Consider the following 14,248-nt stretch of genomic DNA (forward strand, 5'->3'; position numbering starts at 1 on the left):
GTCCCTTCGCGTACGGGTGCGGATCGGACGGGTCAGGGGCACTGCACCCGGGGGTTCCAGGGGTGGAACACGCCCCTGGGGTTGTCCTTGAAGATCCAGGCGTGCAGCGTGTAGACGACGCCCAGGCCGGGGATCTCCTCCGGCCCCTCGAAGCGGCGGTCGCCGAACATGACCGGCCGGTCCCGGTCCGTCTCCACCTTCTGGTCGGCGTCCCGGACGATCCACTCCACCGCTCCGGCGCGCAGCTTGCCGTGCCCGTCCTTGTGGTAGACGACCGCGGCCGGCTTCACCGGATCGGTGGAGTTGATCAGCCGTTGCTTGACGTAGTGGTAGCCCATGCCGCCCTGACCGGGCAGGGCGGCGCACGGCCCGGCGGGCAGATAGCCGTCCGCCAGGGCGCGCTTGACGTGCTGGTAGTGGCGGGTGGCGGCGTAGGTCTGGACGAGCTCGGGCTCCGAGTCGTGGCCGTGTCCGGCGCCGTGGGCGTGGCCGTGGCCGTGTCCGTGTCCGGCGTGGGCGGGAGCGGCGGCGAGGGCGAGGGCCGTGGCCAGGGCGAGGGCGCCGGTGGTCCGGAGTGTCGTGCGCGGGGACATGTGGAGTCGCTCCTTGCGGGGAGGGGTGCGGGCGCCCGCGGACGCGCGCCCGTCCGGCGTGCGTCCGGTGGGTGCCCGGTGGTGTCCGTCGGGTGGGCACGGTGGTGCCCGCTGGGGGAGGGGCGGACGGGGGCCAGGGGCCAGGGGGTACGGCCCTTGCCCGGGCCGCGTGAGCAGCATCGCCCGGCCGGTGGGGCTGTGCCAGGCGGGCCGTCCATTGGGCTGAGTCGAACGCGAGTGTGGGCACGGCATGTCCACCGGACGAGACCTGTGGACAACTCCGGGGCTGTCGGTGCGGGCGCCTATGGTGGACGCAGTGGTCGAGGCGCGACGCACGGGGGACGCAACGATGGGCGCTACGGGCGGGACGGGTGTGATGACGGAACGGGACACGGCGACCGGTACCGAGACCGGCGAGGGGCCGGGTGCCGACGGCGGCCCGGCCGGGCTGCCCGGAGCCGGCGGTGGTTCCGCCGGGCCCCTCGGGGCCGGCGATGGCTCGGCCGGGCCGCTGGGAGCCGACGCGAGCGAGGCGCTGACCGCGCTGCACCGGGTCTTCGGCTACGGCGCCTTCCGCGGCGAGCAGGAAGCGGTCATCGAGCACGTGATCGCCGGCGGCGACGCCGTGGTGCTCATGCCGACCGGTGGCGGCAAGTCCCTGTGCTACCAGATCCCGTCCCTGGTCAGACCGGGTACGGGCGTGGTCGTCTCCCCGCTGATCGCCCTGATGCAGGACCAGGTGGACGCGCTGCGGGCCCTGGGCGTGCGGGCCGGGTTCATGAACTCCACGCAGGACTTCGACGAGCGCCGGATGGTGGAGGCCGAGTTCCTCGCCGGCGAGCTGGACCTGCTGTACCTGGCGCCGGAGCGGCTGCGGCTGGAGAGCACCCTGGATCTGCTCTCGCGCGGCAAGATCTCCCTCTTCGCCATCGACGAGGCGCACTGCGTCTCCCAGTGGGGCCACGACTTCCGGCCCGACTACCTGGCCCTGTCGCTGCTCGGCGAGCGCTGGCCGGACGTCCCGCGCGTCGCGCTCACGGCGACCGCCACCCGGGCGACGCACCGGGAGATCACCGAGCGGCTGAACATGCCGGCGGCCCGCCACTTCGTGGCCAGCTTCGACCGGCCCAACATCCAGTACCGGATCGTGCCCAAGGCCGACCCGAAGAAGCAGCTGCTGGCCTTCCTGCGCGAGGAGCACGCGGGCGACGCGGGCATCGTCTACTGCCTGTCGCGCAACTCCGTGGAGAAGACCGCCGAGTTCCTCAGCCGCAACGGCATCGAGGCCGTGCCCTACCACGCGGGCCTGGACGCGGGGACGCGCGCGGCCCACCAGTCCCGCTTCCTGCGGGAGGACGGTCTGGTCGTGGTGGCGACCATCGCCTTCGGCATGGGCATCGACAAGCCGGACGTGCGCTTCGTCGCCCACCTGGACCTGCCCAAGTCGGTCGAGGGCTACTACCAGGAGACGGGCCGGGCCGGGCGCGACGGGCTGCCGTCGACGGCCTGGATGGCCTACGGGCTCAACGACGTAATCCAGCAGCGCAAGCTCATCCAGTCCGGCGAGGGTGACGAGGCCTTCCGCCGGCGGGCCCAGGCCCACCTCGACTCGATGCTGGCGCTGTGCGAGACGGCCCAGTGCCGCCGGAGCCAGCTCCTCGCCTACTTCGGCCAGGACCCGGACCCGGCCGGCTGCGGCAACTGCGACACCTGCCTGACCCCGCCGGAGACCTGGGACGGCACGGTCGCGGCGCAGAAGGTGCTGTCGACGGTGGTGCGGCTGCAGCGGGAGCGCGGGCAGAAGTTCGGCGCGGTGCAGATCGTCGACATCCTGCTGGGCAGGCGCACGGCCAAGGTCATCCAGTTCGACCACGACCAGCTGTCGGTCTTCGGCATCGGAGAGGACCTGACCGAGGGCGAATGGCGTGGCGTCATACGGCAGTTGCTCGCGCAGGGTCTGCTCGCGGTGGAGGGCGAGTACGGCACGCTGGTGCTGACCGAGGCCAGCGGGGCGGTGCTGCGGCGGGAGCGGGAGGTGCCGCTGCGCAAGGAGCCGAAGAAGCCGGTGACCTCCCGGTCGGGCTCGTCGTCCTCCGGCTCCGGGCGCGAGCGCAAGGCCAGAACGGCCGCGGCCGAGCTGCCCGAGGGGCTGCTGCCGGCGTTCGAGGCCCTGCGCGCCTGGCGGGCCGAACAGGCTCGCGAGCAGGGCGTCCCGGCGTACGTCATCTTCCACGACGCGACGCTGCGGGAGATCGCCCTGGCATGGCCCACGTCGGTGAGCGAGCTGGGCGGCATCAGCGGGGTCGGAGAGAAGAAGCTCGTGACCTACGGAGAGGGTGTGCTGAAGGTGCTGGCCTCCCTGGGCGGACCGCCCGGGGCGGCCCCGGCAGCCGACCCGGCTCCGGCAGCCGACCCGGCCCCGGGCCAGGCACCCGGCCAGGACACGGGCATGCCGGACGACTGGCCCGAGATGGACGAGGAGCCGGAGCCCGAGGACTGGATATAGGCCGGGCCCCGACCGGGCCGTGCGGCCGGCCCGGGCTTCTGCCGGGCCGTGTCACTCCGTAGGCCCCGGCCGGACCGGATGGCTCCTGGACCGGCCGGGGCCCTGCGGTCCGGAAGGGAGCGGTCAGGTCACAGCGCCCGCGCCGCGTACGCCCTGACGTCCGCGTGGGGGTCCGTCGTCGCCGTGGCCAGCGCCGCCCGCGCCTCCGGTGAGGCACCGTGCCGGATCAGCGCCAGGAGGGCTGCCTTGCGGACGTCGGCGTCGGAGTCCGCCAGGGCCTTGGTGAGGGCGGGGACGGCCACGTCCGGGTCGGCGACGGACAGCGCCGTGGCGGCACCGGCCCGCACCTGCCAGGCCGGCTCCGCAAGAGCGGCGACGGCGCGTGCGGTCAGGGGCGCGGGGCAACCGGTCGTACCGAGCGCCCCGTAGGCCGTGGCACGCACCAGGGCATCGGGATCGTCGAGCAGCCCGGCCACGGCGTCTCCGATCGGGTCGCCCTGGGATGCTGCGGCCTCGACTGTTTCGCCTTCGTGCGGGAGTGCCGCGGGGCCCGGTGTGGCGCGGGGCTGGGACCGGTCTCGGGCGTGTTGGGCTCGGCCGGGGCGCCGTGGCGCCGTGGCGCTGTCGCGCCGTCGTGCGGGAGTGCCGCGGTGCGCAGTCGTTCTGTTCCCACGGGGGTCAGGCCCGCCACCGGCCGCCGGCGGGCCGGCGCCGCTACGACAGCGCCGTCAGGCCCGGCGCGAAGGTGATCAGCAGGGGCAGCAGGGGGACGAGCGCGGCCGTGGTGGTCGTCAGGGCGCGGTGCCTGCGGCCGAGCCGCGGCGGCGGTTCGAGGAGCCGGTCGACCCGCTCGCCCAGCAGCCGGTGGCTGGAGGCGCAGGACAGCACGCCGCGGTGCTGGTTGAGCTCGATCAGGGCCAGGGCGGTGGTCAGATGGCCGCAGCGGCGGGAGGCGGTGTCGTCGGCGGCCAGCTCGACCAGGCGGTGGGTCTGGTCGCAGAAGTGGGCGAACAGCGGGACGCGCGGGAAGCCGGTGGCCAGGGCGGTGGACAGGTGCAGCAGCCAGTCGTGGCGGGCCCGGGCGTGGCCGCGCTCGTGGGTGAGGACGGCGTCCAGCTGGTGGCCGGTCAGACGGTGCAGGGCGCCCGTGGTGACGATCAGCTGGGGCGGGCTGCCGGGCATCCACCAGGCGTCGGGGTACTCGTCCTCCAGCACCAGCAGCGGGCCCTTGGCGGCGGGCAGTCCGGCCGGCAGGTCGGGGGCGCGCTCGCGCAGGTGCGCGCGGGCCTGGGCGCGGCGCCTGCGGGCCTCGACCAGCTCCCTCGCGAGCATCGCCGTCGTCCAGGCCGCGCCGCAGGCCAGCAGCACGGTCAGGGCGGCGGCCCAGGGCGGCGCGGTGGACAGGTCGTACGCGGCCGTCACCGCGGGCGGCGCGGGGGCGAACAGCTGCGCGCGGACCGTGCCGAACACGGCGGCGGCGCCCAGCGCGAGAGCCGTCACGCAGCACAGCAGGACGGTGGCGACCAGGCACTGCCACACCCACAGCGCGACCACCGGTTCCCGCTCCGGCCACGTGGCCCGGGTCAGCGCCCGGGGGACGGGGACGGCGGCCGTCACGGCGACAACACTGAGCAGGAGCAGGCAGACGGTCATGGCCACGGGCTCCGGTTCCTGGTCGGAAAAGGTGCGGCTACGGGTTGTGCGGGGGCGGGCGGCCGCCGTGCGCGCGGATGCTGCGGCCACGGCGCGCACCCGTGCCGCCGGCACCGTGAGCACCGGTGACCCGGACACCGCGAACGCCGGCAGTCCGGACACCGTCGGCACCGGCGGTCCGGACACCGCAGGCGCCGGTGACCCGGTCGCCGTGCGCGCCGGTGGCGCGGTCGCCGTGCCCATCGCGGATCCGGCTGCCGTGCGCACCCGTGACCACGACGGGCGCGGCCGACGTGCCGTGCACCACGCGGGTACGGGCACACCGCCCGTGGCCCAGTATGACGGGCCCGGGCGGTGTGCGTCAGGAGCCGGACGCCGACGCGAGGGCGGGAAGGGCCCTGAGGGGCGACAGGTGCGGGCGAGCCCGGGCCGCCCGGACCGGGCACGCGGGTCAGTCCGGGACCACCCGCCCCGTCACCTCACCCAGCCCCACGCGGACGCCGTCGGGCCCGGGCGCCCAGGCCGAGAGGGTCACCACGTCGCCGTCCTCCAGGAACGTCCGCTTGCCGTCCGGGAGTTCCAGCGGGTCGCGGCCGTTCCAGGTCAGCTCCAGCAGCGAGCCGCGCTCGCGCTCCGACGGCCCGCTGACCGTGCCGGAGCCGTACAGGTCGCCCGTGCGCAGGGACGCGCCGTTGACGGTCATGTGGGCCAGCTGCTGGGCGGCCGTCCAGTACATGGTGGAGAAGGGCGGCTCGGAGACGACGTGACCGTTGACGGCGACGCTGATCCGCAGGTCGTAGCCGCCGGGTTCCTCGTCGGTGTCGTCCAGGTACGGCAGCAGCCGGTGCGTCCGGGCCGGAGGCGCCACGAGAGCCTCCTCCAGGGCGTCCAGCGGGGTGATCCAGGCCGAGACGGAGGTGGCGAAGGACTTGCCGAGGAACGGGCCGAGCGGCACGTACTCCCAGGCCTGGATGTCCCGCGCGGACCAGTCGTTGAGCAGGCACAGGCCGAAGACGTGCTCGCGGAAGTCGCCGAGCGCCACCGGCCGGCCCATGCGGGACGGCACGCCGACGACGAAGCCGACCTCGGCCTCGATGTCCAGCCGGACGGAGGGGCCGAAGACCGGGGCGGCGTCGGAGGGCGCCTTGCGCTGACCCGAGGGGCGGACCACGTCCGTGCCGGAGACCACGACCGTGCCGGAGCGGCCGTGGTAGCCGATCGGCAGGTGCTTCCAGTTGGGGGTCAGGGAGTCCTCGGCGTCGGGCCGGAAGATCTGCCCGACGTTCCGGGCGTGGTTCTCGGAGGCGTAGAAGTCGACGTAGTCCGCGACCTCGAAGGGCAGGTGCAGTTCCACCGAGGACAGCGGGTGGAACAGCTTCTCGACGGTCTCGCGGTGGGAGGGCACGGTCACCCAGGCCGTCAGCGCCCGGCGGACGTCCGACCAGGCGGTGCGGCCCGCCGCCAGCAGCGGGTTGAGGCTCGGCCGCGCGAGCAGGGAGGCGTACGGGGAGCCGAGCGCGTGGGCGGCCGCGCCCGCGTCCAGCACATGGTCGCCGAGCCGGACGCCGACGGTCCGGTGGGCGGAGCCGGGCAGGGAGAACACGCCGTACGGCAGGTTGTGCGGACCGAAGGGGTCGCCCTCGGGGACATCGAAGGGGGGCATCGGGTGCTGCCTCGCTTTCGGGTGCGCCATGTCGTCGCCACGTGTCCGTGGTCGTGCCACACGTTACGGGTGACACACGGGTCCTGGGCAGGGTCCGAGGAGGCGGACGGGAGGAACGGGGCAGGTGGGCCCGGGTGCGACCGGGCGGACCGGCCGGCGGTGACCGGCGCGGCGGACGGGGTCGCACATGCGTACGTGCCGGAAGTTATCCACAGGACGCGACGCAATCTTGACGGAGCGGTGCGAACGGGGCGACTCTGGGCGGGTGCCGGAAGGCCTCGGGGAGGGGGCGTTCCGACGGCACACCAGGGGGGCGGATGGCCATTGGGGAGGCCGGTCCGGGCTCGGTGCGGCATGGTTCACGGCCGAAGCGGCTGGAAGAGACCATGCGCCTGCGGCTCGGCCGGGAATGTGTGTACGTACCGTCGTGCCGTTTCGGGCTGTACGTGGCGCTGCGCCACTGGTGCCCGCCCGGTGGGCGCGTGCTGATGTCGCCGGTCAACGACGACGTGATCTTCTTCGTGGTGCTCGCCGCCGGACTGCGCCCGGTGCAGGCGCCGTTGCACCCGCTCGACGCGTCCATCGACATCGATGCCGTGCCGGACGAGGTGTGGGGCTCGGTGTCGGCCGTGCTCACCACGAACCTCTACGGCAACCCCGATCCGGCGCCGCGCCTGAGGGACACGTGCGACGCGTTGGGCATCCCGCTGTTCGAGGACGCGGCGCACGCCATCGGCAGCCGGGTCGGGGGCCGGCCGGTCGGGGCGTGGGGCGAGGCCTCGGTGTTCAGCCTGTCCAAGCACGTTGGCGCCAAGGCGGGCGGCATGCTGTCCCTCGCCGACGCGGGGCTGCGCCGGGCCGTGGAGGAGACCCGCGCGGGGCTGCTCACCCCGGGCCGCCTCGGCTCGGAACTGGGCTTCGCGGTGCGGCCGTTCGCCGAGGCGGCGGTGCGCGGTCTGCGGCTGCGCAGGGCCGCCTGGGCCGCGATCCGGCTGCTCGGGCTGGCCGACCGGGAGGACATCCGGATGCCGCTGCGCCCGCACCAGCTCGCGCTGGCCGCCCGCGAGGCGCCCGGGCTGGACTCCCACCACCCGTGGCTGCGCGTCGACATGCACGACTACCGCCTGGAGTCCGGCCGGCTGCGGCTGGGCCGCATCGGACGCCGGCTCGACCGGCTGGACGAGGTGCTGGACGCCTGCCGGGCGGGCACGGAGCTGCTGCGGGCCACGCCCTGGGCCAAGCCGCGCGACGCCTCCGGCACCCAACCGCTGTTTCGGGTCCCGCTGTTCGTCGAGGACCGGGACGCGGCGATCGCGGCCCTGGCGGACCGGGGCGTGATCGTCGGCTACCTCTACGACCCGCCGCTGGACGAATACGCGGGCGCGGAGTTCACCGACCCCTCACCGGCCCCCGAGGCGGCCCGCTGGTTCGCCCGGCACGCGCTGCCCGTGGACCCGCTGCGGGCGCGCACGGTCGTGGAGGTGCTGGAGCGGTCCGGGGCCCGGCCGGTCGACGCCCCGGGACGGCTGTCCCGGAGCGGGCCGACACCGGGAGGGCTGGGATAGTCCCGTGGCCGAGATCCAGGTGCACGAGCCCGCCACCGCGCGCGCCGGAGGCGGACCGAAGCCTGCCGACAGCGAGCACACGCACGACTCGCTCTTCAAGAACGCCTACTTCCTCATGCTCAGCACCGGGGTATCGGCCGTGCTGGGCCTGGGTTTCTGGCTGGTCGCCGCCCGCTACTACACGGAGGAGGCCGTCGGCCAGGGCTCCGCGGCCATCGCCGCGATGCGGCTGCTGGCCAGCATCACGGCGACGACGATGATCGGCGCCGTCGTCCGCTTCGTCCCGCGCGCGGGACGGGAGACCGGACGGCTGGTGTGGGGCACGTACGTGGCCAGTTCGCTGGTCGTGGCGCTCGCCGCGGCCGTCTTCCTGCTCACGCTCGACGCGTGGGGGGCGTCCTACGCGCCGCTGGGCACGCCCATGGCGGGAGCGGTCTTCGTCGCCGCGTGCGTGGCCTGGGCGCTGCTCACCCTCCAGGACGGGGTGCTCACCGGGCTGCGCAAGGCGGAGTGGGTACCGGCCGGGAACGCGGTGTTCTCGGTCGGCAAGCTCGCCCTGCTGGCCGTCTTCGCCGGCACGCTGCCCGTCCTCGGCATCTTCGTCTCCTGGGCGGTGGCGATCGCCTTCTCCACCCTGCCGCTGGGCTGGCTGATCTTCCGCCGGCTCATCCCGCGCCAGGCGGAGGCCGACCGCGACAAGGAGCCCCCGAAGATCCGGGACATGGGCCGCTTCCTGGCCGGGGACTCGCTGGGCGCGCTGTTCAGCCTGGCGATGATCAACCTGCTGCCGGTGATGGTCGCGGTCCGCTTCAGCGCCGCGGAGAACGGCTACTTCTACGTCGCCTACACCGTCGGCGGCACGATGGAGTTCATGGCCATCAACATGGCCTCCTCCCTCACCGCGCACGCCTCGCACGACCCCCGCCAGCTCGCCGACGGCGTCAAAGGGGCCCTGCGGCGCATGACGCTGCTGCTGGTCCCGGTGGTGCTGGTCCTCGTCCTGTTCGCCCCGTACATCCTCACGCCCTTCAGCCCGGACTACGCCGAGCACGGCTCGACGGTGCTGCGGCTGCTCGCGCTCGGCGCGCTGCCCAGGGTCGTGGTGGAGCTGTACATCGGCGTCCTGCGCGTCCAGGGGCGCACCGGCGTGCTCGCCGCGCTCCAGGGCGCCATGTGCGCCCTGGTGCTGGGCAGCGCGGCCGTGCTGTTCACCCCGGCCGGGATCGCCGGGGCGGGCTGGGCGGTGCTGCTCAGCATGACCCTGATCGCCGTCGTCTCCACGGCCGGACTGCGCGCGGCCCTGCGCCACGACGACGGCGCACCGGGCGCCCGCGCAGCCGCCGCCCGTGCACTCCCCGCCCGCGCACCCGCCGGCCCCACCGACACCGCCTACGGCACCCGCTGGGCGAAGCTGAACGCCACCGCCGGGTACGGCACGACCTGGGCCCGCAAGGCCGCGTACCAGCCGACGGACGGCGACCAGGACACGGTCACGCTGTTCATCGGGCGCCCCGGCTACGAACGCGAGGCGCTCCAGGCGGACACGCTGGCCCTGATCGTGCGGCCGGAGGGACCCCGGTCGGAGGGCCCTCGACCGGAGGGACCCCGGCCGGAGGGACCCACCCGGGAGCCGCCGCCGGCGCCCACGGAGCCGCCCTGGGACCAGGACCAGGACCAGGACCAGGAGCAGGATCAGGAGCCGGGGGAGCGGCGGCTCAGGGGCGCCCTGTGGAGCCTGCTCGGTGTGGCCGTGGTGTTCTTCGTCGCGCCGCTGCGGGACCTGCCCTGGCTGGACCGCGCGTCCGACGCCGCACTGACCGGGCGTCAGCTGCTGACGGGGCTGCCGCTGCCGTCGCTGGCGGCGGGCGGCCTGCTGCTCGTGGTGTTCACCGCCGCCGTCACGCTGTGCGCCCGGCGCGAGGTCTGGCTGCCGGGGACGGCGCTGGGTGCCGCCCTGCTCGCGCTGTACACCGCTCCGGTCGCCCTCGGACGGGCACCGCGGCCGGTGGACGGGGCGTTGTACGACAGGACGGCCGGCTTCCTCGCGGACGCACTCGGGCTCGACGGGCCCGAGCCGCTGCTGCGCTGGGCGCCGCCGGTCTGCCAGCTGCTGTGCCTCGTCCCGTTGTGGCTGCTGCTGGCGCGCGCGGGCGGGCGGCTGACCTGGCCGGGGCGCTGGGGGGTCGTGTATCTCGCCGGGGTCGGCGGCTGGGTGTGGCGGGAGACGCTGGCGCCCGTCGCGCCGCCCCTGCTGGCCGGCCTCGCCGTACTGGCCGTCCTCGTCCCGCTCCTGTCGCCGGGCCGCCGTGCCGCGTCGGCACGGGTCCCGTCCCGCCTCCCCCGAGCCACCGCCGCCACCCGCACAGCCGACCGCACCGCCGGGCACACGACCGACCGTCCGTCCGACCGCAGTGCCGGGCACGCAGCCGAGCGCCCGTCCGACCGCAGTGCCGGGCACCCAGCCGAGCGCCCGTCCGAGCACAGAGCCGACCGTCCGTCCGGCCGCGCTGCCGGGCGCGCAGCCGAGCACAGCGTCGACAGACGGCCCGGCGACTGACCAGACCGAGAGACGAACCGGCCGCACAGAGCCGCGAAGAGCCGAACCGCCAGGGGGGAACCACCGTGCGTCCGCCAGTAACGCCGAAGGAGAGACCCACGCCAGAACCCACACCGGCCCGGGACGGCGCTGGCACGCCCGGCAGTTCCTCCGCCGGCCTCCCCAAGACCGCCAGCCAGTCCTCCAGCCCGTCGTCCTCGGAGTCGTCGAGCGCGGCACACGAGCACGTGACGGACCTGGCCGACCTGAGCCCGGTCCGGCCGGGCCGCAGCGCGCTCGCCTGGCCCGGCCTCCCGCTGCTCACCGCGCTCGCGCTGTGGGCGTTCGCGGTCCGGCACACGGACGTCTCGCGGCTCGACGACTACGGCCTGGTCACCGCGCTCCACCCGGCGTTCTGGGCCGGACTGGTGGTGCTCACGGCCGGTTTCTGGTTCACGGTCCGCGATCCGCGCCGGCCGGGCGCCTGGGCGGCGGCGTACGTCCTCGGCCTGCTGGTCTTCGAGCGGGCCACCCAGGCCGTGCTCTACCCGACCCCGCTGTACGCCTGGGCGTGGAAGCACGACGCGGTCATCGACCACCTGCTGACGGCCGGCGGTCTGCAGACGGCCGAGCAGGTCGGCGACATGGCGGTGTACGACCAGTGGCCGGGCTTCTTCGCCGCCCAGGCCGCCCTGGTGCGGCTGCTCGGGGTGGAGTCGTCGGCGATGTTCATGGCCTGGTGGCCCCTGGCCTCCAGTCTGATGCTGCTGCTCCCGTTGCTGCTGATCTACCGCACCTTCACCGAGGACCGGCGGCTGATCTGGACCGCGGTGTGGCTGTTCTACGTCGCCAACTGGGTCGGGCAGGACTACTTCTCGCCGCAGTCGGTGGCCTACGCGCTGCACGTCGGGGTCCTCGCCGTCGTCCTGCGCCGCTTCGGCCGGTCCGCCGGCCGGCGCGGGCGGCCCCGGCAGGCGGTGTGGACGGTGGTGCTCACGCTCCTGATCACGGCGATCGTCATCTCCCACCAGCTCACGCCCGGGATGCTGGCCGTCTGCCTGCTCGCCCTGTGCCTGAGCCGCCGCTACCGCGACTGGGTGCCGGTGGTCACGACCGTGGTGATCTTCCTGGCCTGGTGCCTGACGGCGGCGCTGCCCTTCCTGTCCGCCGCGATGCCCGACATGATCCGCTCGGTGGGTGACATCGGCGCCAACGTCGAGACCGGCTACGGCGCCACCCCGACCGGCACCGGAGCCATCGCGACCTCCTGGGCGGCCCGGCTGCTGTCCGGCTCGGTCCTGCTGCTCGCGGCCGCCGGGGTGCTGCGCCAGCGGGTGCTGCGCCACCGGGCCCGGCCCCTGCTGCTGATCGCGGCGGCCCCGCTGCCGATGTTCGCGGCGAGCAGCTACGGCAGCGAGATGATCTTCCGGGTGCTGCTGTTCATGCTGCCGGGGGCCGCCTTCTTCGCCGCCGCGGCGATCCTGCCCAAGGTCCGCACGCTCGCCGCCGCCGAAGCCGCCGAAGCCGCCGAGACCGCCGAAGCCGCCGCCCGGGCAGGGTACGGCCGCCGGCCCGCCCCCGCCCGCGGCGGGCGGGGGCGGGCCAGCACCTGGGTGCCGCTGGCCGCGCTGCTCGGCGGCACGCTGGCGTTCGTCCCGGCCTACTCGGGCAAGGACCGGATCAACTACTTCCCGCCGCAGGAGGTCGCCCTCGTACGGCAGTTGTTCGACCAGGCGCCCCCGGGTTCGCTCGTCGTGGCCGCCAACCGCAACTACCCGCTCGCCTACGACTCCTACGGGAGCGTCGGCCACTACTGGTTCCTGGACGACGCCCGCAGCCATGTCGACCGGATCGTGCGGGACCCGGCCGCCACCCTCGCCGCCGACATGGCCGGGGTGGAGCGGCCGGCCCGGGCGTACTTCCTGCTCACCCAGGGGCAGTTGGCCAACTCCGAGATGAACGGGCAGCTCACCGGGGCGCAGCTGGACCGGGTGCGGGACGCGGTCGCGGCCTCGCCGCGGTTCCGGCTCGTCGCGGAGAACGGTGCCGGATGGCTCTACGAACTGAGGCAGACGGGGGGAGCGGAGCGATGACACCGCAGGAACTCGTGGTCCGGATGCTGCCGCCGTTCGGCGGGTGGCTGGCGCTCGCCGCGCTCGCCCTGCCGGGCGGATCGCCGCTGCGCGGCGCCGCTGTCGTGCTCTTCCTGGCGGCGGGGCCGGGCGCGGCGCTGGTCAGGGTGTGCGCGCCGGCGTTCGCGGCGCGCCCCGCGGAAGAGCCCGTCGAGCGCCGGGACCCCGACTTCGCCCGCCACTCCGACCTGCTGGAACGGCTGATGCTGACGCTGTTGCTGAGCATCGTCGCCGTGATGCTGGTGGCGACCGTGCTGATCGCCACGCACACCTTCAGCGCGCAGCGGGTGCTGTTGACGCTGACGCTGCTGACCACACTCGCCGCGTTCTGTCCGCCGCTGCGCGCCTCCCCGCCGGCGCGGACGACGCCGAGGACACCGAAGGGTTCCGCTCCGTGAAGTTCAACCGTCCCCACCGCCCCTTCCGCCGCGGGCACCACCCGACCGGGCAGCACCCGGCCGGGCAGCATCCGGCCGGCGAGCACCCGGCCGGCCGGCACCGCAGGCCACCGCAGGAGGAGCGGCGGGCCGCCGGCCCGTTCGCGTCGAGCCGGCGCCGGCTGCTGATCACGTCGGCGACGGTCGTCAGCGCGGTCCTGGTCGCCGTCCTCGCCCTGCGGGACGCCTCCGGGCCGCAGGACCAGGGAGCAGCCGGTGCCAGGGCGGACTGCCGCCCCACGGAACTCCTGGAACCGCCCTGCGGCGCCTGGTTCGGCGCGTTCGTGCCGCACGAGCGGGACGATCTCCCCGAGAAGGTGCGGGCCTACGAGAAGCGCGTCGGCCGCCCGCTCGACATCGTGTACACGTACCACGACATGTCGCTGCCCGAGGGCACCCGCCGCGAGGGCCAGTTGCTCACGCCGGAGGAACAGCGCGTCGGCGAGGACCACCTGCTGCTGCTCTCCTGGGAGAGCAAGTGGTGGGGCGGCACGAAGCGGCAGCAGCCGACCTGGAAGCAGATCGCGGCCGGCGAGCTGGACGAGAAGGTCATCGACGTCCAGGCGCGGCGCATCAAGGACTACGGCCGGAAGGTGTTCCTCTCGTTCGACCTGGAGATGGACACCCGCACCCCGGCCAACGGCACGCCCGCCGACTTCGTGCGGGCCTACCGGCACATCCACGACCGGTTCCGCGAGCTGGGCGTCGACAACGTGGTGTGGACGTGGATCACCACCGGCTACCTCGACCACGGTGACGTGATCAGGAAGATGTATCCCGGCGACGAGTACGTCGACTGGGTCGGCTACAACCAGTACAACTACTACCGCTGCCACGACACCGGCTGGCTCACCTTCGCGCAGACGCAGCAGGCCACGCACGAGTGGATCCGGAAGAACATCTCCGACGACAAGCCGCTGATGCTCTCCGAGTTCGGCACGGCGGCGGACCCGGCCCGCCCGCGGCGGCAGGCCGAGTGGTACGCGCAGGTGCCCGGGGTGCTGAAGGGCTTGGAGGGCGTGAAGGCGGCCCTCCAGTGGAACTACCGCGACCCCGGACCGCACTGCAATCTCGCCCTGGCCGACGACGCGGCCTGGGACAGCCTGCGCGAGGCGGTGGCCGACCCGTATCTCAACCAGCCGATGAAGTAGCCGGGGTGCCGC

General features: G+C 74.4%; 9 protein-coding genes and 1 pseudogene. 6 read left to right on the plus strand and 4 right to left on the minus strand.

Annotation, left to right across the window (positions count from 1 at the left end; all coding sequences use genetic code 11):
* Nucleotides 1-32: 32 nt before the first annotated feature.
* Nucleotides 33-593, minus strand: a complete 561-nt coding sequence (locus ACIGAN_RS28455) for a hypothetical protein (RefSeq protein WP_399861882.1) — start codon at nucleotides 591-593, stop codon at nucleotides 33-35.
* 376 nt (nucleotides 594-969) lie between these two features.
* Here ACIGAN_RS28455 and recQ point away from each other — a divergent pair, with 376 nt between their 5' ends.
* On the plus strand, nucleotides 970-3,099 hold the full coding sequence (recQ, locus tag ACIGAN_RS28460) for a DNA helicase RecQ (RefSeq protein WP_399861884.1): 2,130 nt from the start codon (nucleotides 970-972) through the stop codon (nucleotides 3,097-3,099).
* Between the two features lie 128 nt (nucleotides 3,100-3,227).
* On the opposite strand, the pseudogene ACIGAN_RS28465 reads toward recQ, so the two are convergent.
* The 3 genes and pseudogenes from ACIGAN_RS28465 to fahA form a co-directional block, all read right to left on the minus strand.
* Nucleotides 3,228-3,578 (minus strand): annotated as a pseudogene (locus tag ACIGAN_RS28465) (HEAT repeat domain-containing protein); the annotation flags it as partial.
* Between the two features lie 235 nt (nucleotides 3,579-3,813).
* Nucleotides 3,814-4,752: a M56 family metallopeptidase gene (locus ACIGAN_RS28470; protein WP_399861957.1), complete on the minus strand. Its 939-nt coding sequence runs from the start codon at nucleotides 4,750-4,752 to the stop codon at nucleotides 3,814-3,816.
* 451 nt (nucleotides 4,753-5,203) lie between these two features.
* Nucleotides 5,204-6,415, minus strand: a complete 1,212-nt coding sequence (gene fahA / locus ACIGAN_RS28475; protein ID WP_365088736.1) for a fumarylacetoacetase — start codon at nucleotides 6,413-6,415, stop codon at nucleotides 5,204-5,206.
* A 317-nt stretch (nucleotides 6,416-6,732) separates the two neighbouring features.
* Between fahA and ACIGAN_RS28480 the strand changes: the two genes are divergently transcribed.
* From ACIGAN_RS28480 to ACIGAN_RS28500, 5 genes are all read left to right on the plus strand, one after another.
* Nucleotides 6,733-7,980 (plus strand): DegT/DnrJ/EryC1/StrS family aminotransferase, encoded by a 1,248-nt coding sequence (locus ACIGAN_RS28480; protein ID WP_399861886.1) that lies wholly within the window; start codon nucleotides 6,733-6,735, stop codon nucleotides 7,978-7,980.
* A gap of 4 nt (nucleotides 7,981-7,984) precedes the next feature.
* Nucleotides 7,985-10,537: a lipopolysaccharide biosynthesis protein gene (locus ACIGAN_RS28485; protein WP_399861887.1), complete on the plus strand. Its 2,553-nt coding sequence runs from the start codon at nucleotides 7,985-7,987 to the stop codon at nucleotides 10,535-10,537.
* A gap of 227 nt (nucleotides 10,538-10,764) precedes the next feature.
* A complete protein-coding gene (locus ACIGAN_RS28490; RefSeq protein WP_399861888.1) occupies nucleotides 10,765-12,609 on the plus strand; it encodes a glycosyltransferase in 1,845 nt (614 codons plus the stop codon).
* Nucleotides 12,606-13,046 (plus strand): hypothetical protein, encoded by a 441-nt coding sequence (locus ACIGAN_RS28495; RefSeq protein WP_365088742.1) that lies wholly within the window; start codon nucleotides 12,606-12,608, stop codon nucleotides 13,044-13,046. Before ACIGAN_RS28490 ends, ACIGAN_RS28495 begins: the two co-directional genes overlap by 4 nt.
* A complete protein-coding gene (locus ACIGAN_RS28500; protein WP_399861889.1) occupies nucleotides 13,043-14,236 on the plus strand; it encodes a glycosyl hydrolase in 1,194 nt (397 codons plus the stop codon). The genes ACIGAN_RS28495 and ACIGAN_RS28500 overlap by 4 nt, the downstream gene beginning before the upstream one ends.
* Nucleotides 14,237-14,248 lie beyond the last annotated feature (12 nt).

Source organism: Streptomyces sp. NPDC085931 (genome assembly GCF_044540565.1).
Classification (GTDB): domain Bacteria; phylum Actinomycetota; class Actinomycetes; order Streptomycetales; family Streptomycetaceae; genus Streptomyces.

Excerpts from the sequence above, each read along its gene's own strand:
- ACIGAN_RS28455 (WP_399861882.1), bottom strand. The coding sequence starts at position 593 with ATGTCCCCGCGCACGACACTCCGGACCACCGGCGCCCTCGCCCTGGCC.
- recQ (WP_399861884.1), top strand. The coding sequence starts at position 970 with ATGACGGAACGGGACACGGCGACCGGTACCGAGACCGGCGAGGGGCCG.
- ACIGAN_RS28470 (WP_399861957.1), bottom strand. The coding sequence starts at position 4,752 with ATGACCGTCTGCCTGCTCCTGCTCAGTGTTGTCGCCGTGACGGCCGCC.
- fahA (WP_365088736.1), bottom strand. The coding sequence starts at position 6,415 with ATGCCCCCCTTCGATGTCCCCGAGGGCGACCCCTTCGGTCCGCACAAC.
- ACIGAN_RS28480 (WP_399861886.1), top strand. The coding sequence starts at position 6,733 with ATGGCCATTGGGGAGGCCGGTCCGGGCTCGGTGCGGCATGGTTCACGG.
- ACIGAN_RS28495 (WP_365088742.1), top strand. The coding sequence starts at position 12,606 with ATGACACCGCAGGAACTCGTGGTCCGGATGCTGCCGCCGTTCGGCGGG.